Source organism: Rhizobium oryziradicis (assembly GCF_001939045.1).
GTDB classification, from domain to species: Bacteria; Pseudomonadota; Alphaproteobacteria; order Rhizobiales; family Rhizobiaceae; genus Allorhizobium; species Allorhizobium oryziradicis.
In genome coordinates this window covers 149,978-167,587 of the sequence record NZ_MKIM01000021.1, presented here as the reverse complement: position 1 = coordinate 167,587, position 17,610 = coordinate 149,978, and the positions used below count along the sequence as shown (strand labels likewise).

The 17,610-nt window shown below is 55.5% G+C and carries 13 protein-coding genes; 4 read left to right on the top strand and 9 right to left on the bottom strand.

The genetic code is table 11. From position 1 onward, the window contains the following. Positions 1 to 21 precede the first annotated feature (21 nt). On the top strand, positions 22 to 519 hold the full coding sequence (locus BJF95_RS03550; RefSeq protein ID WP_075638141.1) for a RidA family protein: 498 nt from the start codon (positions 22 to 24) through the stop codon (positions 517 to 519). Positions 520 to 530: 11 nt separating this feature from the next. Here BJF95_RS03550 and BJF95_RS03545 read toward each other — a convergent pair whose 3' ends face one another. After that, positions 531 to 1,334, bottom strand: a complete 804-nt coding sequence (locus BJF95_RS03545; RefSeq protein WP_425348670.1) for an IclR family transcriptional regulator — start codon at positions 1,332 to 1,334, stop codon at positions 531 to 533. A 150-nt stretch (positions 1,335 to 1,484) separates the two neighbouring features. On the opposite strand from BJF95_RS03545, the gene BJF95_RS03540 reads away from it, so the two are divergent. Both BJF95_RS03540 and BJF95_RS03535 read left to right on the top strand, forming a co-directional pair. After that, positions 1,485 to 2,681, top strand: coding sequence for an aminotransferase class V-fold PLP-dependent enzyme (locus tag BJF95_RS03540; protein ID WP_075638068.1), 1,197 nt, complete (start codon positions 1,485 to 1,487; stop codon positions 2,679 to 2,681). A 21-nt stretch (positions 2,682 to 2,702) separates the two neighbouring features. Next, complete coding sequence (locus BJF95_RS03535; protein WP_075638067.1) at positions 2,703 to 4,541, top strand: ABC transporter ATP-binding protein; 1,839 nt, start codon at positions 2,703 to 2,705, stop codon at positions 4,539 to 4,541. A gap of 45 nt (positions 4,542 to 4,586) precedes the next feature. Here BJF95_RS03535 and BJF95_RS03530 read toward each other — a convergent pair whose 3' ends face one another. The 4 genes from BJF95_RS03530 to BJF95_RS03515 form a co-directional block, all read right to left on the bottom strand. Beyond that, complete coding sequence (locus BJF95_RS03530) at positions 4,587 to 5,999, bottom strand: tetratricopeptide repeat protein (protein WP_083638674.1); 1,413 nt, start codon at positions 5,997 to 5,999, stop codon at positions 4,587 to 4,589. Next, positions 5,992 to 7,791, bottom strand: a complete 1,800-nt coding sequence (locus BJF95_RS03525) for a tetratricopeptide repeat-containing sulfotransferase family protein (RefSeq protein ID WP_075638066.1) — start codon at positions 7,789 to 7,791, stop codon at positions 5,992 to 5,994. The genes BJF95_RS03530 and BJF95_RS03525 overlap by 8 nt, the downstream gene beginning before the upstream one ends. 445 nt (positions 7,792 to 8,236) lie before the next feature. Continuing rightward, a complete protein-coding gene (locus BJF95_RS03520) occupies positions 8,237 to 10,312 on the bottom strand; it encodes a carboxy terminal-processing peptidase (RefSeq protein ID WP_075638139.1) in 2,076 nt (691 codons plus the stop codon). A gap of 292 nt (positions 10,313 to 10,604) precedes the next feature. Further along, positions 10,605 to 11,147: a hypothetical protein gene (locus tag BJF95_RS03515; RefSeq protein WP_075638065.1), complete on the bottom strand. Its 543-nt coding sequence runs from the start codon at positions 11,145 to 11,147 to the stop codon at positions 10,605 to 10,607. 117 nt (positions 11,148 to 11,264) lie between these two features. On the opposite strand from BJF95_RS03515, the gene BJF95_RS03510 reads away from it, so the two are divergent. Next, positions 11,265 to 12,179 (top strand): LysR family transcriptional regulator, encoded by a 915-nt coding sequence (locus BJF95_RS03510; RefSeq protein ID WP_075638064.1) that lies wholly within the window; start codon positions 11,265 to 11,267, stop codon positions 12,177 to 12,179. Between the two features lie 235 nt (positions 12,180 to 12,414). On the opposite strand, the gene melA is transcribed toward BJF95_RS03510, so the two are convergent. The 4 genes from melA to BJF95_RS03490 are packed head-to-tail and all read right to left on the bottom strand — an operon-like array spanning position 12,415 to position 17,609. Then, positions 12,415 to 13,776, bottom strand: coding sequence for an alpha-glucosidase/alpha-galactosidase (gene melA, locus BJF95_RS03505; RefSeq protein WP_075638063.1), 1,362 nt, complete (start codon positions 13,774 to 13,776; stop codon positions 12,415 to 12,417). A gap of 24 nt (positions 13,777 to 13,800) precedes the next feature. Beyond that, on the bottom strand, positions 13,801 to 15,468 hold the full coding sequence (locus tag BJF95_RS03500; RefSeq protein WP_075638062.1) for an ABC transporter ATP-binding protein: 1,668 nt from the start codon (positions 15,466 to 15,468) through the stop codon (positions 13,801 to 13,803). 12 nt (positions 15,469 to 15,480) lie between these two features. Beyond that, entirely contained in the window at positions 15,481 to 16,599 is a 1,119-nt protein-coding gene (locus BJF95_RS03495) for an ABC transporter permease (protein WP_075638061.1), read from the bottom strand. Continuing rightward, positions 16,596 to 17,609, bottom strand: a complete 1,014-nt coding sequence (locus BJF95_RS03490; RefSeq protein ID WP_075638060.1) for an ABC transporter permease — start codon at positions 17,607 to 17,609, stop codon at positions 16,596 to 16,598. The genes BJF95_RS03495 and BJF95_RS03490 overlap by 4 nt, the downstream gene beginning before the upstream one ends. Position 17,610 lies beyond the last annotated feature (1 nt).

Genomic DNA, 17,610 nt, shown 5'->3' with positions numbered 1-17,610 from the left:
GAGATCAGAATTGGAAACCGCGTGAGCAAGACTTCGATTTTAACCCATGACCTTTCACAATCACCCTATGAGCGGCTGGCGGCTTTGGGTATTGCTCTGCCGCCGTCACCGCCGCCGATTGCCAATTTCGTCACCCATGTGCGCGAGGGCAATCTGCTGTTTTTATCCGGTCAGGGGCCGCGGGAAGCCGATGGCCATCTATATTCTGGCAAGGTGGGCAATGATGTGGGGATAGAAGATGCCTATCGCCACGCGCGCTTGACCGGCATCAACCTGATTGCCGTGATGCATGACGCGCTGGGCGATCTTGCGCGGGTGCGCAAGATTGTCAAACTGCTCGGCATGGTCAATGCCACGCCAGAGTTTCGCGATCATCCGCAGGTCATCAATGGCTGTTCGGACCTGTTTATGCAGGTGTTTGGGCCTGCCGGTGAGCATGCCCGCTCGGCTGTTGGCTTTGGCTCCCTGCCGGGCAATATCACCGTTGAGATTGAAGCCATCGTGGCGCTGCACGAATGATGACACTCTCTTCAATGGCTGCGCCAGCCCATACGCTTTTCAATCCGCTCTGCCGAGGCCTGCACATAGGCCGTATAGGGGTTGCCTTCCGAAAAGGCTTTTTGCTCTGGCAGAACAATCGAGATGGTGGCCACACAAGCCCCATCGCGATCGCAGATCGGCGAGGCAATGCAGGCGACCGCATAATCGGACTCGCCCGCCTGAATGGAAAGGCGGTTTTCAAACGCCTGGGCTGCGGCATTGGAGAGCGTTTGCGCATCAATCTCAGCACGGCCGGTTGGCGAGGAGCGTGCGCAATGGCGGAAAAGCTCCAGACGGTCTTTCTCAGTCAGATGCCCGACCAGCAGACGGCCAGAGGCGGTCCAATTGAGTGGAACACGGGTGCCGACACGCGAGGCCACCTGAAAATGGCTCGGACCCTCAGCCATGGCCAGCACCAGCATATGGTCGTCATCGCGCCCGCACACCTGCACGGTTTCACCCGCTTCGCGGCACAGATCATGCATTTCCTGCGTGGCAATGCCGATGAAATCCAGCGAGCGCGAATAGGCAAGGCCGTAATGATAGAGCCGTGGCCCAAGCCAGATGGCACCATCGCCATCGCGGGTCAGCATGTTCTTGTCCACCATATCATCAATAATGGTGTAAATGGTGGAGAGCGGCGCACCAACGGCCTTGGCAATAGCATAAGGCCCCACGGGAGCGCCGGTGGTGTAAAGATGATCCAGCACCTGCAAGGCGCGGTCCATGCCGCTCACCCGCGAGCGCCGTTCAGGCACAGCGCTTTGCTCAACGGGCTGGTCGTCATTGGGCATTTGTGCCGCACGTGCCTTGGTCTTCATCGAAAAATCCTTCACCGAATGACTGCCTATTACATTATAACGGCATAGCTGTCGATTGTAGAAATGAGGGGGAGTTCCCCACACCTTCGCCCAAGACATTCGCCTAAGACAATGGAAACGCACATGACACATGATATTAGAACTGAGATTGGCCTACGCCCCGTGATCAACGTCTCTGGCACTATGACCAGCCTTGGAGCATCCATTGTGGTGCCAGAGGCCATTGCCGCCATGACAGCCATTTTGCCGCAATTTGTCGAGATGAACGATCTTCAGCGCAAGGCCAGTGCGATTATTGCGCGGCTGACCGGTGCCGAGGCTGGCTTTGTCACCGCATCCTGTGCGGCAGGCCTCAGCCTTGCTGTGGCCGGCACCATCACTGGGCCCGATCTTCTGGCGGTTGAAAAACTACCCGATGTGACCACACCCAAGAACGAAGTTCTGGTGCAGATGGGCCATCTGGTCGATTACGGTGCACCGGTTGAGCAATCAATTCGCATTGCTGGCGGCAAAGTCGTGGTGGTGGGGCAGGCCACATCTGCCCATCGCTATCACATGGAAAACGCCATGACCGAAAACACCGCTGCCGCCGTTTACGTTGTCTCTCACCATGTGGTGCATTACGGCCTGTTGCATTTGAAGGAATTTGTCGAGATTGCCCATGCACGCGGTGTGCCGGTGATCGTCGATGCCGCATCCGAATATGACCTGCGGACGTTTCTGGATCAGGGCGCAGATATTGTTCTATACTCCGGCCATAAATTCCTAGGCGGGCCCACATCGGGCATTGTGGCCGGGCGAAAAGATCTGGTGCGTCATGCCTATTTGCAAAACAAGGGCATTGGCCGTGGCATGAAGGTGGGCAAGGAAAGCATCTTTGGCGTCATGGCGGCACTGGAAGCTTGGGAAAAGCGCGACCATGCTGCCGTGCGGGCGCGTGAAACCGGCTACCTGCATCTGTGGAAAGAGGCGCTGGATGGTCGCCCCGGCGTGACGGCGCTGATTGAGCCAGACCCGACCCAAAATCCGCTGGATCGCTTGCGGGTGATCTTGTCTGCGCAAGAGGCGCATATCAGCGCCTATGATCTGGCCGGAGCACTTGCACGCGGCACGCCCCCGATCATCGTTCGTGATCACGAGGCCGAGCATCATTATTTCTATCTCGATCCCTGCAATTTGCATCCGGGGCAAGAGGTCATTGTGCGCCAGCGCCTGATTGAAGAACTCGACAAGGCGCGGGCATCCAACGAGGTGCTTGATACACCGCATGAGGAATGGGGCCGCCATCGCTTTGATGCCCTGTTGCGCTGGCCTGATTGATCTCACCGAAAGAGGTATTCCATGACCCTTCCCCAGACCGTATCGCCCACAACCACGGCTCCTGTTCTTGCTGTCGAAAACCTGACCACCTCGTTTCTGGTGGATGGACAATGGAAATCCGTGGTTCGGGACATGTCTTTTTCGGTCAAGCCTGCCGAAACCGTGGCAATTGTCGGGGAAAGCGGTTCTGGCAAAAGCGTCACCTCACTTTCCATCATGCGGCTTCTGCCACCAGCCATGAGCCGCGTGACAGGGCGTGTGCTGCTGGACGGGCGCGATCTTCTGGCCTTGCCGGAAAACGAGATGCGAAAGGTACGCGGCGCGGATGTGGCGATGATCTTTCAAGAACCAATGACCAGCCTCAACCCGCTGTTCACGATTGGCGATCAGATTTCGGAGGCGCTCCTCTGCCACACACATATGAGTGTGGCAGAGGCTCGCTTAGAGACCATCCGGCTTCTGGATAAGGTACGGATTCCGTCAGCCGCAAGCCGTTTTGATGATTATCCGCATCAACTGTCTGGCGGTATGCGCCAGCGGGTGATGATTGCCATGGCGCTTGCGCTGAAGCCCAAGCTGTTGATTGCCGATGAGCCGACCACAGCGCTGGATGTCACCATTCAGGGTCAGATTCTGGATCTGATCAAGCTGTTGCAGGAAGAGGAAGGCACGTCGGTTTTGTTCATCACCCATGATATGGGCGTGGTGGCCGAAATTGCTGATCGCACCGTTGTCATGTATCGCGGTGAGCAGGTGGAAATGGGCACAACCAAAGACATTTTCCGCCATGGTCAGCATCCCTATACGCGCGCCCTGCTGGGGGCGGTGCCGGTGCTGGGATCACTGAGAGCCTTTGAGCGGCCCGTCCGTTTTCCTTTTGTTGACCCGGTGACAGGAGTTGCCGGGGAAACCACCGAGGTCGGCGATACGGTGCAAAGTCATGCTGTGCCGGTGTTACAAGTCAAGGATCTGGTGAAGCGCTTTGATATTCACACGGGCCTGTTTGGCCGCTTGACCGGACGTGTTCATGCGGTCGAAAACGTGTCTTTTGATCTCATGGCCGGAGAAACCCTGTCACTGGTGGGCGAGTCCGGTTGCGGTAAATCCACCACCGGCCGGGCACTTCTGCGCCTGATTGAGCCCGATAGCGGCTCAGTGATGGTGGAAGGCCGAGATATTCTCTCACTGCCAAAGCATGACATGCGGATTTTGCGAAAATCCGTGCAGATGATTTTTCAAGACCCATTTGCCAGCCTCAACCCGCGCATGACAGTGGGAGCGGCCATTGCCGAGCCTTATCTTGAACATAAAATGGGCACCGCCGCCCAGGCCAAGGAGGTGGTCGCTGATTTGCTAACCAAGGTTGGTCTAACCGCCGATATGGCAAAGCGCTACCCGCATGAATTTTCCGGCGGCCAACGGCAACGCATCTGCATTGCCCGCGCTTTGGCGCTTGCGCCAAAGGTGATTGTTGCCGATGAAAGCGTATCGGCGCTGGATGTGTCGGTGAAAGCGCAGGTGGTCAACCTGATGCTGGACCTGCAACAAAGCCTCGGCCTTGCGTTTTTGTTTATCAGCCACGACATGGCCGTGGTTGAGCGGGTCAGCCATCGGGTGGCGGTGATGTATCTCGGTGAAATTGTCGAGATTGGGCCGCGCGCCTCTGTCTTTGGAAATCCCGCCCATCCCTATACCCGAAAATTGATGGCGGCTGTTCCGGTTCCAGACCCAGACAGACGCCGCATCAGGGCCTCTGTGGACAATGACGAGCTGAAAAGTCCGATCCGTTCGATCAACCACATGATGCCGCCACGCACCTACACGGAAGTTGCGCAAGGACATTTTGTTTTAAACTCTTGATGGTTTGCCGGTCGTCTTTAAAGCTTTGGTGCTGAACGTGATGCTTCAAGATCTCGTGCTGGCTTGCAAGCTGTGCGCAATTGCATGGACTGGCTCGCTCCAGACCCCACTTTTGCGCTGGCGAAACAGCTGCACGCTCGGATACCAGGGGCTATCGTTGCGGTCCCGCAGCCACCGCCAATCCGGCGCAAAAGGCAACAGGACAGAGACTGGGCGTCCCATGGCTCCGGCCAGATGCACAATGGACGTGTCCACGGCCACCATGTGATCAATAACCGCAAGGATTGCCATCGTATCTGTAAAATCTGCAATCTCAGTGCCGAGATTGATCAGCGGAGCAGCGCCATAATAATCTGAAATCTGGGCGATGGCTGGTCCCATCTGCAATGACACCAATACCGTGTTGTTCAATTGGCTTAAAGGTGCAAGATCGCGCAAGGCCATGGAACGGTTATAATCATTTCCATGGGTTGGCCTGCCCGCCCAAGCGATACCGACGGATTGATAGCCGCGCGGGATCAGTTGCTCCAGGCGGGCGCGCCAATAGGCTAACTTGGCCGCCTCGGGCCTGAGATAAGGGATCGGTGTGGGAATCGCGTTGAGATCAGTCTTGAAAAGACGCGGCAGCCCCGAAAGCGGGCAATAGGCATCAAATGTCGGCACCTGATCCCAGCGGTCAACATACTGCATTCCGCTCTTTTGCTGCATCACGATTGGCTTCATCTCGGCACTGCAGGCCATGATGATATTCGGGCAGCGCGCTGCTGCTTCTGGTATGTAGCGGCAAAATTGAATTGTATCGCCAAAGCCCTGATCGCCAATCAGCAGCAAGGTGCCATTCGGCATCGGTGTGCCGTCCCATAACGGCCGGTGTGTTGGTGGCAAAAGCTGTGGCGAATTCGGCATGTCAAACCGCCATTCATATTCCTCCCAGCCCTCTGCAAACGCGCCGTTCAGCAGCAGTGCTTCCGCCAGTTCGAAATGTGCGGATGCCATGGTTGGATCAAGAGCGAGCGCGCGCCTTGCGCAGACAATCGCCGCTTCAATCTCCATACGGTCGTAATGCACAACGCCCAGATTGTAATGGGTATTTGCGTCATCCGGTGCCAGTTCCACAGCGCGTTGGCCATGAAAAAGGGCCTTATCAAGCTGCAATTGGCTGCGGCAAAGCTCACACATATTGCGGTGCAAGCGTGGTTCGTCGGGCGCAAGTGTCAGCGCTCGTTGCAAACGCTCGATGGCTTGCGGCATCTGCTTTCTTTTGCAGGACAGGAGTGAGGCCTGAAACAGTGCCTGAACGTCATCGGGCTTTTCACGCAAAACAAAAGCGATAATCTGTTCCGCGTCATCCGGGCGGCCGGCCTGTTCCAGAGACATCGCTTCTGCGATCCATTCTTCCACACTGCGTGTCACGGCGGGCTGGCCTGAGCCTGTTATAAGCGGTTGAACGTCAGTCATTGATGGAATAACCCAGTCGGTGGATGATCGGCTCAAGGATTGGAATGACCGGCTGCAAGTGCTTCAGGTAATGCCGATAACGATAGCGCGAATGATCGCAGAGCTTTTCAGTGACCTGCGCAGAGCTTGCTGTTTTGGTATAGCGCGCGTCAAAGGGCATATCGACAAACGACAGCATGCGGCGAACATGGGTCTCTTGATCGTCGATAATATCCTCATACCGGATCGTCATATATTTCAGGGCCATCTCTCGTCGGTAATGATCAACAAGGTCCATCACCAGAACGTAATGCTGGGCAATGGTCTCTAATTGATTGGTGCAGGAGAAGCCGTGGGTGAGATGGTTGGAATAAACCGATAAGACAATATCCAGCGGATGGCGCAACACGTGCACAAGCGGCGCTTGAGGGAACATCAGGGCAATCAGCCCCATATGCGTCTCGTTGAGCGGCATCCTATCGGTAAAGCGGGTAGATCCGGGTTTAATGATGCCTGACTGTTTTACACGCTGAAGATAGTGATCCCTCAGGTTATCGAGACCATCATATTGATCGCCCATCCACAGATCCGCCAAGGCCTCTGGATAGGTGAGGGGGCTGTTGAGCATGCCTGGTATCAGATTGGTAATATCGTGAATGAATGTCAGTCGGTCACCCGCTGAAATTTTCGGATGCGCTGAGAGTGTCTGCTCCACCATCGTGGTGCCGGAGCGTGGAAACCCGAGAATGAAAATCGGGCGTGGCCCGCTCGCGATTGGCTTTGCCCGAGGCACAATCCTCAATCGGTTTGCGGTGAAATACGCTTTTAATCGTTGCGCGAGCTGCGCTGCATGATCAGCCATATAAACGGTGCCGCTGATGTCGAGATTTTTGCGCTTGCCTTGCGTAAAGGCAGAAAATGCCTCGTCATAACGGCCAATCTTGTCGAGCAGTCGCCCCTTTTCCAAAAGCTCATGGGCGCCCAGACCCATGCCCTGATTGCGCTGCGCCAACTGATCGAGAAGCGACAGTGCCGTATCATAATCCTTGACGCGACCGCGGATAACGGCGCGGTGCAAAAGGATGCTGTGATGGCCGGGGAAAAGCGCTTCTGCCTGATCCAGAATGGCGTAGGCACGGGCAAAATCACGGTCGGTCTCTTCCATGCGCGCCCAGCCCAGCAAGGTTTGCAGCATATCAGGTGCCAGTTTTGTCGACTCTTCGTAAAGCGCCCGCGACTCGCTCATTTTACCCTGATTTTTTAAATTCCAGGCCAGATTGGCAAGAAGAATGGGTTGCCGATGTCCAAGAAGCTGCAATGCCTGACGGTAGTGAAACTCGCCGATCTGCGGTCGGTTCGCCTCCGTCATGATCATGCCCATCAGATTGTGTGACTGAGCGTCTGTTGGTGCGCTGCGCACAGCATTCTTGGCGTGGATTTCAGCCTCACCATAATCACCCTTGCCAAACAGCAGCAAGGCCAATTCCTGTGTTGCCCATACATTGTTTGGATCAAGGGCAACCAGTCTGCGCAGAAGTGCTTCGGCCGCCGGCAACACACCTTCGGCCTTGCGGATCTGGTAAAGGATGGCCAGCGCCCCTCCTTGTCCCGGCACCAAATCCAGAACTTCAAGGCACAAGCGTTCCGCCTCCGCGAACTCACCCCGTGCATGGCATGCAATGGCCTGATCCACCAATGGCAAAAGATGGCGGTTTGCAACGGACGGGCCAAGTGCTGCAAGTTCCAGCTGACAGCAGCGCGCAGACCGAAGCCTGCTGCCACAAGCGCAAAGACTGGGAAAAACTCCGTTCATGCGTGCATACCTTGCAAGTTTGACTATCGGCCGCGCACGGCGCTTCAATATTTCATATCTGACCTATAAATCTCAAAGCGGCTGGCTCTTTGAACAATTATTTTTCAAAAGCTGCGGCGGTATCCATAGCAGTCATATGCCATCAAGCGTATGGAACATCAGAACTTGAAGGAGAATGCACCTTTCATGGCGCTGTCCTTGGCATCGCTGGACAAGGTACCCTGACAGGAAATGCCCAACGGCATCTTCTTCGTCACCGCCGAACTGGCGGCGGAAATCACCCCGCGCGCTATTGGACAGGGTCGCGTTGTTGTGGAGTTACTGGCGGGTGTGTGGTTGCTGGAGGGGGGCGCTCAAAGGCATATGGCATGTGCGGACTGGTGGGGAATACCAAGGCCATTTCCAATGGCTTCTGGTATTCCACCCCCGTTCGCACCGGTCTGTTCTACTGCTTTTGCAAGCCTATATCATCGGCAAGGATTGCAGCGGCTTCGTTCAGCAACACGTCCTTTGCATTCTTGCGGGCCGTTTCAAGGGCAATGTCAGCGCTCAGGCTGCGCTCATCAGATTGCATGCCATCGTCATTGCCGAGATCAACACCGTCATCTATTTTCTGTCGCGCCTTGAGGCGGCTTGCCTGAGCCGCCAACTCATTTTTGCGCTCGGTTTCGTTGAGCGAGACAACGCCTTTTTCGCGAAGCGCCTGCAGTTCTGCGATATCGTCAATAAACCGCTGAAAATCCGGATCGCTGCGCACACGCTCCTCGTGGAGGCGTTGCAGTTGCGGCAGTCGCGCCGCTATCGTGCCAACAGGCGTATAGGTCACAGGCTTGATCTGTGTCCATGGCAGCGCATTTTCATAGCTTGTTTCACCGAAGGTTTTCGGATCATACAGGCCCGGCAAAGTGATATCCGGCGTCACGCCCCGCAACTGCGTTGTACCGCCGTTGACGCGGAAAAACTGAGCAATTGTCAATTTCAGCTCGCCGAATTTCGGTTTGTTGTTGTTGGCCACCTGATCAAGATTGACCACGGTTTGCACCGTGCCTTTGCCGAAGCTGGGTTCGCCGATAATCAGGCCGCGCCCATAGTCCTGAATCGCTGCTGCAAAGATCTCGGAAGCGGAAGCCGAGCCACGATTAATCAAAACGTCAACGGGACCAGTCCAGGCGGGGGCGGGAAGATCGTCGCGTTCTACCTTGACCGCGCCGTCGGCACCGCGTTGCTGAACCACCGGACCCTTGCCAATGAATAGGCCCGTCAAATCAACCGCTTCGGTCAGCGAGCCGCCACCATTATTGCGCAGGTCAATCACCACGCCATCGGCGTTTTCCTGCTTCAGTTCGCCAAGCAGCTTGGCAACATCGCGACTTGCGCTTTTGTAATCCTTGTCGCCGTTCATCCGCGCTTCGAAATCCTCATAAAAGGCTGGAAGCGTGATCACGCCAATTTTGCGTGTGGCATCTCCATCTTTAACAGACAGAATGGTTTTCTTGGCGGCCTGCTTATCGAGGCTGATTTTGTCGCGCGTCAGACTGATGACCCGATGAATGCCTTCCGGTCCGGCCTCTGCGGGCAAGATATCCAGCCGCACGACGGAATCCTTGGTGCCTCTGATCATCTGCACGATCTCGTCAAGACGCATGCCGACCACTTCCTTGATGGGACCGTCTTCGCCTTGACCAACGCCGACAATCCGATCTCCCACCGCGAGCTTGCCCGATAATTGTGCCGGGCCACCGGCGATCAGCTCACGGATCGTCGTATAGTCATTGCGTTCCTGCAACACCGCACCGATACCGACCAGGGAAAGCTTCATGGAAATGTCGAATTCTGCTGATGCGCGCGCACCAAAATAATCTGTATGCGGATCAACAGAATTTGTGAAAGCATCCATGAATGACTGAAAAACGTCATCGCTCTTGTATTTGGAAACACGCTCAAGCGAGCTCTGATAGCGTTTGTCGAGTATGTCGCGAATGGCAGCGTCAGTCTTGCCCGTCAGCTTCAGGCGCAACCAATCGCCTTTGACGCGCTTGCGCCAAAAATCATCTCTCTCGGCTTCAGATTGGAACCAGGGGCTTTTATCGCGCAGGAAGGAATAATCTTCCTTCACGCTGAAATCAAAATTCTGCTTGAGAAGGCTGCGCGCATAATTCATTCGCTCGATGATGCGCTGGTCGTAGACGTTAAAAATCGAAAACGGGATATGCAGGTCTCCCTGCTTGATGGCGTCATCAATCTTGGTGCTGTTGGCCATAAAACCATCAATGTCCGCTTGAAGAAATATCATGCGGTCCGGATCCAGGGATTTGATAAATCGGTCCAGAATTTTGGCAGACAGGGCATCGTCGAGCGGAATGGGTCTATAGCTAAATCGCCCAAGAAATTGCGCGCTCAGCTCAGCGGCTTGCGCTTGTTCCTTCAGCGGCATCAATGGCTGTGGCGCTGCCGCAGCCATTGCATATGTCGAGGATGTGATTGCCAAAAACACACCAAGCAAGCCATAACATTTACGCATTCCACTTAGATCCAATTCATCGTGTCGGGTTATCTGCAGGACGTTGGCAAAACAAATATGGTTTTTGGCAACAAAAGGAAAGCACGTCGCCAATCCGCCAATGTATCCCGCAGATAGCAACGTGCCCGTCAGCGCAGCCACAATGACCATGATGGGGCATTGTGGCTGCTTTTCAGCGTTTATGCGCGTCTCAAACGGATATGTTTATTTTATGGTCTCAGCGCTCTGAGGCTGACGTCGATACCCGCGCCACGCAATGGCGTGATCAATTTGGCGCGAGAGCGTTTGACGATCAACCCTTGGACGAGCGGGCACGCCTGCCGATACTCGCTGCAAAAAGAGGGGTCTCTCTGCGGTTATGATCGCCGCCCGCGGCCTGACGGGCCGCGGCCGCATCTTCAAAACGCACACCCTGGTCTTCGATAAAACGCATGAAGACATCCGTAGGGTGAGCCGTGACCTTGTTTGTGTAGCGTGTCGTGCGATCATCAATCCTCTCGGCAATAAGCTCCCAAACAACATTGACCTGCGTGCGACCATGGGCGGTGAAAACATCCGAAATAGAGTTCATCCGACAATAGGCTGGCTCGGCAACCTCGGCCACATAATGCTGAACGACGAGGCCTGAGCCGATCTGCTCGACATTGATGGACATGCGGCGGCCGTCGTCCGTCCAGGTTAAGCCTGCTGCAATGTGATCTGGAGCGCAGCAGCGGAGATATTCGGCTTCAGGCAGCGTGAAAAGCCAATCGGCAATATCGATTTTTTCCAACGGAACGTCGATCTCCGCAGAATAGGCCGATTGGGAGAGAATGGTATCAAGGACCTTGACCATGGCAGTGTTCCTTCTGTTTGATGGGCTGACCGCCCGTTGACGAGAAGGACAGTGCACCGAATGATTGCAGATGATAACGAACGAAATGGTCGAAACGGTTTTGCGTTGTAGGCAAAGATGAAAGATCCGCGCTTTGCAGAATATCTGGCGGTTTACGTCGATGTCGTCCGTGCTGGAAGCTTTTCTGCGGCGTCTCGCAGGCGTGCTGTTACGCCTTCGGCGGTTGTTCGGCAGATCGACGCCCTTGAACAGGATCTCGGCGTGTCTCTCCTCGTGCGATCAACACGGGCGCTGGCTTTGACGGATGCGGGACGTCATCTTTTTGAGAGATCACAGCGCCTGCTTGATGATCTCGCCGACACGCATGCCGAGGTCGCCGCATTTGACAGTGTCGTCAGCGGCACGCTCAGGATTGCCTGCTTCCCGACCTTTGGAAAACGCTACGTCATCCCCGTTGTTGCAGCGCTCGCGCAGCAGCACCCGAGCTTGGATGTCGAGCTGGATTTGACCGAGCGGCTGGCCGATCCGGTTGCAGAGCGCCTTGATGTGGTGGTGAGAATGGGAGAGTTGAAGGACAGCTCTCTCATTGCCACCAGGCTGGCACCTCTTGATCGCATGATCGTCGCGAGTCCTGCCTATCTTGAACAGCATGGTGTGCCGGAAACGGCGGAGGCACTTCGCCAGCATCGTCTTCTCGATAAGCTCCACGGCCATGATCTTCTTGGTTGGGCAGATATTCTCGGTACACCCGCAGGAGAGGCGGGCGAACGGGTTATCTTTCGATCCGACGATTTTGAAGCACTCAATGGATCGGCGATTGCCGGTATGGGGATCGCGTTTCTGCCGAGTTGGGTCTCAGGACCTTCGGTCCGCACCGGGGATCTTGTGTCAATTTCGCTATCGGGCCCGTGGTGGAATGAAAGGCCGTCCGCGATTTACCTTCTTCGGGCGCTGCAAGTGCCCTCTGCCAAAGTCAGGACCTTTACAGAGGCGCTCAAAAATTACATCGGCGCGCCGCCACGCTGGAGTTGAGAGATGCGCTTAATCCCCGCCAAACGCCATGGAGCCGAACGCCATGGATTGGCGACGGACACCCGGAAAGGTTTCTGGACGAGGTCGCTCAGCCCCCTGGCTTTTCATCCTCAAACGCCCAGAAACCTTCTATTCTCAATGCGGAGCTTCGGCATAATTCCTTACATCGGCATCGATTTCAGGTGAAAATTATACAGCAGATTAAACGTGTTGCACCACATTGACGAAAACACCATCACTGGGCCGCTGCAACACGCGCCCATTCGGGAATCCACTGATCATGCGCGCGCAACAGATCTGTCGTCAGCGACCAGATCTGGTCAAGATCAAGCTCGGCGGCTGTGTGCGGGTCCATCATCGCGGCATGATAAAGGTGTTCGGGGTTTTCGCTCATCAAGGCGGCCACTGTGAGTTCCTGCACATTGATATTGGTGCGCATCAGCGCCGTGAGTTGCGGTGGCAGGGCACCGACATGGGTGGGCTGAATGCCGTTATCATCCACAAGGCAGGGCACTTCCACCGCGCAATTGTTCGGCAGCGAGGTGATGCAGCCATTGTTGCGCAGGTTGCCATAAATCACCGAGGGTTCGCCCGTCCAGACGGAGTTGATGATCGATGAGGCATATTCCTTGGATTGCTTGACCTCGATGCTATCGGCCGAGCGATAGGCCGCGGCCTGATCTTTCCAGCGCTCGACCTGCTCAATGCAGCGCTTGGGATATTCATCCAGCGGAATGCCGAATTTTTCAATCAGATCCTCACGGCCTTCCTTGATGAAATAGGGCGTGTATTCGGCGAAATGCTCCGAGCTTTCGGTGACGAAATAACCCAACCGCGTCAGCATTTCATAGCGTACCTTGTTGGGGCAGCGCGGGTTCCAGGTCGGCTTGGGTGCCCGGCCTTCACGATAGCCGCGCAGCAGATCGGGATAGAGATCACGATAAGAGCCATCGGGCTGGCGGTGCTCAAAATTGAGGTAAAACGCCATGTGGTTGATGCCAGCCGAGCGATAGCGGATTTCCTCATAGGGAATGGAGAGGTCTTCTGCCAGTTCCATCGCCGTTCCCTGCACCGAATGGCACAGGCCAACCTGTTTGATCGCCGGATATTTCTCAGATATTGCCCAAGTGTTGATGGCCATCGGGTTGACATATTGCAGCATGATGGCCTGTGGGCAGACCTGCATCATATCTTCGCAAATGCTCCACAGATGCGGCACGGTGCGCAAACCGCGCATGATGCCGCCCACGCCCAATGTATCGGCAATGGTCTGGCGCAATCCGTATTTTTTCGGCACTTCGAAATCGGTCACCGTGCAAGGCTCATAACCGCCGATCTGAAAAGCGACGACCACGAAATTGGCCCCATCCAGTGCTTTGCGCTGATCGGCAAAGGTCTCAACGGTTGCTGTTGCACCGAGGGTGGAAATCAGCTTTCTGGCAACAACCTCGCTTTCCTCCAGACGCTGCGGGTTGATATCCATCAGCGCAATTTTTGCATCCGACAGCGCCGGGCGCTGCAACACATCGCCAATAATGTTTTTCATAAACACGGTGGAACCGGCACCGATAAAGGTGATTTTGGGCTGTTTTGTCATGATATTTGTCTCGCTGTCTTAGGATCAGGTGGCCACATCAAAGGCTGCTCTGACGAGCCGTTGCGTGTAGGCGGTTTGCGGGTTGTTCAGAATATCTTCCACGGGGCCTTGCTCAACGATCTGCCCAGACTGCATCACCGCAACCCGGTGGCAAAGGGCGCGAACAACCTTGAGATCGTGGGAGATGAAGAGATAGCTCAAGCCCTTTTCGTCCTGCAGCTTGCGCAACAGGTCGATGATCTGGGCCTGAACGGAGAGATCCAGCGCCGATGTCGGCTCATCCAGAAGGATGAATTCCGGCTCCAGCGCCACCGCCCGCGCAATGGCAATGCGCTGGCGCTGACCACCGGAAAACTCATGCGGAAAACGTGACAGGATGTTGCCGGGCATGCCTGCGCTGATCAGCGCCTCGCGCACCCTGTCCAGCCGCTCACTGCGGCTTGCGCCAATAGTGTTGACAATCAAGCCTTCCTCGATGATCTGGCCCACCGACATGCGTGGGTTGAGCGAGGAAAACGGGTCTTGAAACACCACCTGCATACGGGAGCGCAAAGGCCGCATCTGTTCGCGGCTGTTGTTCTCGATGGCTTGGCCATCAAACAGGATGGTGCCGCTTTCCGCATTCATCAGCTTTACCAGCGCCTGACCAAAGGTGGTTTTGCCAGAGCCGCTCTCGCCCACCAGCCCCAGGGTTTCATGGCGATGCAGGGTGATGGACAAGCCGTTGACGGCCACAAGTTCTTTCAACTGCGGTTTGAAAAAGCCGCCGTGTTTGAGCATGAAAGACACGCGCACATCGCGCCCTTCGAGAATCGTGGCGGAACCCACCGGCATGGGATTGGCCATGCCCTTTGGTTCTGATGCCAGCAGATGGCGCGTGTAGGCATGCTGCGGGTTTTCAAACAACGCCGTTGTGGTGTTGTGTTCCTTCACCTCGCCGTTTTGCATCACATAGACATAGTCTGAAAATTGCCGAACAACGGTGAGATCGTGAGTGATCAGGATCACGGCCATGCCGAGGCTTTTTTGCAGATCGCGGATCAGGTTGAGAACTTGCGCCTGCACCGTCACATCCAGTGCCGTGGTAGGTTCATCGGCAATCAGCACATCCGGGTTGTTGGCCAGCGCCATGGCAATCATGATGCGCTGACGCTGCCCGCCGGACAATTGATGCGGATATTGGTTGATCCGGGCCTCCGGCTCCGGGATTTGCACCTGCCGCAACAGCTCCAGTGCGCGCGCCATCGCCTGCTTGTTGCTCATTTTCTGGTGCACGCGGATGGCTTCCGCGATCTGTGCGCCGATGGTGTAAACCGGATTGAGCGAGCTCATCGGCTCTTGAAAAATCATCGAAATCCGGTTGCCACGTAAGCCCCGGCGCTGACGATCCGAGAATTTCAGGATGTTTTGCTCATCATAGGCAATGCTGGAATGGGCTGACAAGGTGGCGCGCTTGGTCAACAGCCCCATGATGCTGCGGGCCGTAACCGATTTTCCAGAACCGGATTCGCCAACAACAGCAATGGTTTCACCGCGATAGAGCTGAAAGGAGACATTCCTGACTGCCTCAACCACGCCGCCTTCCACCTTGAAAGACACGGCCAGTTGGCGGGCATCAATAATGGGGCTGTCGCTATGGCTTGTGTGATCGTGCCGTTGGTCAGGTGCCAAGGTTTGGACGGTTTGTGCCATGATGGGGCCTCCTCAATAGGGGTCAACGGCGTCGCGCAAGCCATCGCCGAGCGCATTGAACGCAAAGACGGTGATCAGCACGAAAGCCACGGGAGACAGGATCCATGGATAGGAGCCAATGACGGAATAGGTGGAGGTATCTTGCAACATCAGGCCCCAGGAAATCAGCGGCGGTTTGACCGCAAAGCCCAGAAAGCCAAGGAAGGATTCCAAAAGCACTACGCTCGGAATAGCCAGCGTGACAGAGACAATCACATGGCTCATCACATTGGGAAAAATATGCTGCAAGATGATGCGCCGGTCTGTGGCCCCAATGGCCATGGCAGCCCGCACATAATCAATACGTGCCAAGGCCAATGTTTTGCCCCGCACCTCACGCGACATTTGCGCCCAACCCAGCGCCGACATAACCACGATAACAAAGCCCAAAAACACATTGGTGGGGGCGGTGACCGGGATCAGCGATGTCAGCGCCAGATAGAGCGGCAATTGCGGAAAGGCCAAAACCAGCTCCACAAAACGCTGCATCCATGTATCAAACCGGCCACCATAATAGCCCGAGACCATGCCAACCGTTGTGCCGACCACAGTGACGATAAACACCACCGTGAGCGCGATCATCAGAGATACACGAGAGCCGTAAAAGATACGTGATAGAACATCGCGGCCAAATTTATCCGTGCCGAGAAAGTTGATCGGCGTGCCATCTGTGGCCCCGAAGAAATGGCGGTCGGTGGGCAGAACACCCAGCAGATTGTAGCTGAACCCCTTGACGAAAAAGCCAAGAGTGACCGGATGTTCATAATCCGGCCCTGACAGTGGCTGGAAGGTGATGGGATCAAGTGTCGTTCCTTCACTCAGCGGATAAGTGCGTGGCCAGACAAGATGGCCTTGCTGATCGGTGATGCTGATTGTCTGTGGTGGCGCGAAAGCTGTGCCTGTCAGCTTTGGATCAACAGGTGCAAAAAACTCGGCAAACACCACCATCAACATCAGCAGGCAGACAAGCACAAGGCCCATCATCCCGGTCCATGAGCGCCGAAGACGTCGCCAGACCAGTGCCATATAGGTTTCGTTGTGGTGTTCGTGGGTGGAAGAAGACATCGCTATGGTTTGAACATCGGCTTTCATGCGTGCGCCCCTCCGCCCAATCTTACCCGTGGATCAAGAAGCGCCAACAGCATGTCGGCAATGATATTGCCGACAATCAGGGTTGCTGACAAAACCAGCATGAAGGTTGCGGTGACATAGACATCGCCAACCCACATGGAGCCGACAATGGCGGGGCCAACGGTGGGCAGGGCAAAGATGATCGCCGTTTCGATTTCGCCGGTCAGCATATAGGGCAGCACCACGCCCTGATACATGATCAGCGGATGCAGCGCATTTGGCACCGCGTGACGCAAAATCACCTGCCGTTCGCTGAGGCCTTTGGCGCGGGCGGTTTCCACATATTGCGCGTTTAGCGTATCCAGCAAATTGCCGCGCATGACCCGCATATTATAGGCCAGCCCACCAAAAGTGGCGATGGCAATCACCGGCCACACATGCTGCAACAGGTCCACAAATTTGCCAAACGACCACGTCGCACCACTGTACCTCGCAGAATTGAAGCTGTTGATTTCCGTGACGTTGAAATGGAACACCAGAATGTAGACTATGATCAGCGCCATCAAAAAGCGCGGCACGGTCATGCCCAGAAAGGAAATGCCAGACAGGAGGCTATCCACCCAGGTATATTGCCGGGTTGCGGCCAGAATGCCAAAGCTGATGCCAATGACAGAGGCGAGGATATGGCACACAAGCGCCAGCGCCAATGTGCGGGGCAAGCGCTCGCCCACCACTTCAGATACGGGTTTGTTGTAAAACAGGCTGTGGCCAAAATCGCCACGGGTGACAATGCCCGTGATCCAATTGATATACTGAACCGGAATCGGCTTATCCAACCCATTGGCAATTTTATAAGCCTTCGCTTGCGCGTCAGCCGCTTCAAACGATGCTCCGCCCTGATTGATCATCTGGGAGCGGATGTAATCGCTATAATCTCCCGGCGGGGCCTTGATGATGGCGAAGGTGACAACGCTGAGAACAAACAGCAAAGGTATGGCAGAGGCAATGCGCACAAGTAGAAATCGGAACATG

What these genes read in the sequence shown, in the direction of transcription:
- BJF95_RS03520 (WP_075638139.1), bottom strand. Translation starts at nt 10,312, where the DNA reads ATGCGTAAATGTTATGGCTTGCTTGGTGTGTTTTTGGCAATCACATCC.
- BJF95_RS03515 (WP_075638065.1), bottom strand. Translation starts at nt 11,147, where the DNA reads ATGGTCAAGGTCCTTGATACCATTCTCTCCCAATCGGCCTATTCTGCG.
- melA (WP_075638063.1), bottom strand. Translation starts at nt 13,776, where the DNA reads ATGACAAAACAGCCCAAAATCACCTTTATCGGTGCCGGTTCCACCGTG.
- BJF95_RS03525 (WP_075638066.1), bottom strand. Translation starts at nt 7,791, where the DNA reads ATGAACGGAGTTTTTCCCAGTCTTTGCGCTTGTGGCAGCAGGCTTCGG.
- BJF95_RS03535 (WP_075638067.1), top strand. Translation starts at nt 2,703, where the DNA reads ATGACCCTTCCCCAGACCGTATCGCCCACAACCACGGCTCCTGTTCTT.
- BJF95_RS03490 (WP_075638060.1), bottom strand. Translation starts at nt 17,609, where the DNA reads ATGTTCCGATTTCTACTTGTGCGCATTGCCTCTGCCATACCTTTGCTG.
- BJF95_RS03500 (WP_075638062.1), bottom strand. Translation starts at nt 15,468, where the DNA reads ATGGCACAAACCGTCCAAACCTTGGCACCTGACCAACGGCACGATCAC.
- BJF95_RS03545 (WP_425348670.1), bottom strand. Translation starts at nt 1,334, where the DNA reads ATGCCCAATGACGACCAGCCCGTTGAGCAAAGCGCTGTGCCTGAACGG.
- BJF95_RS03495 (WP_075638061.1), bottom strand. Translation starts at nt 16,599, where the DNA reads ATGAAAGCCGATGTTCAAACCATAGCGATGTCTTCTTCCACCCACGAA.
- BJF95_RS03540 (WP_075638068.1), top strand. Translation starts at nt 1,485, where the DNA reads ATGACACATGATATTAGAACTGAGATTGGCCTACGCCCCGTGATCAAC.
- BJF95_RS03510 (WP_075638064.1), top strand. Translation starts at nt 11,265, where the DNA reads ATGAAAGATCCGCGCTTTGCAGAATATCTGGCGGTTTACGTCGATGTC.
- BJF95_RS03530 (WP_083638674.1), bottom strand. Translation starts at nt 5,999, where the DNA reads ATGACTGACGTTCAACCGCTTATAACAGGCTCAGGCCAGCCCGCCGTG.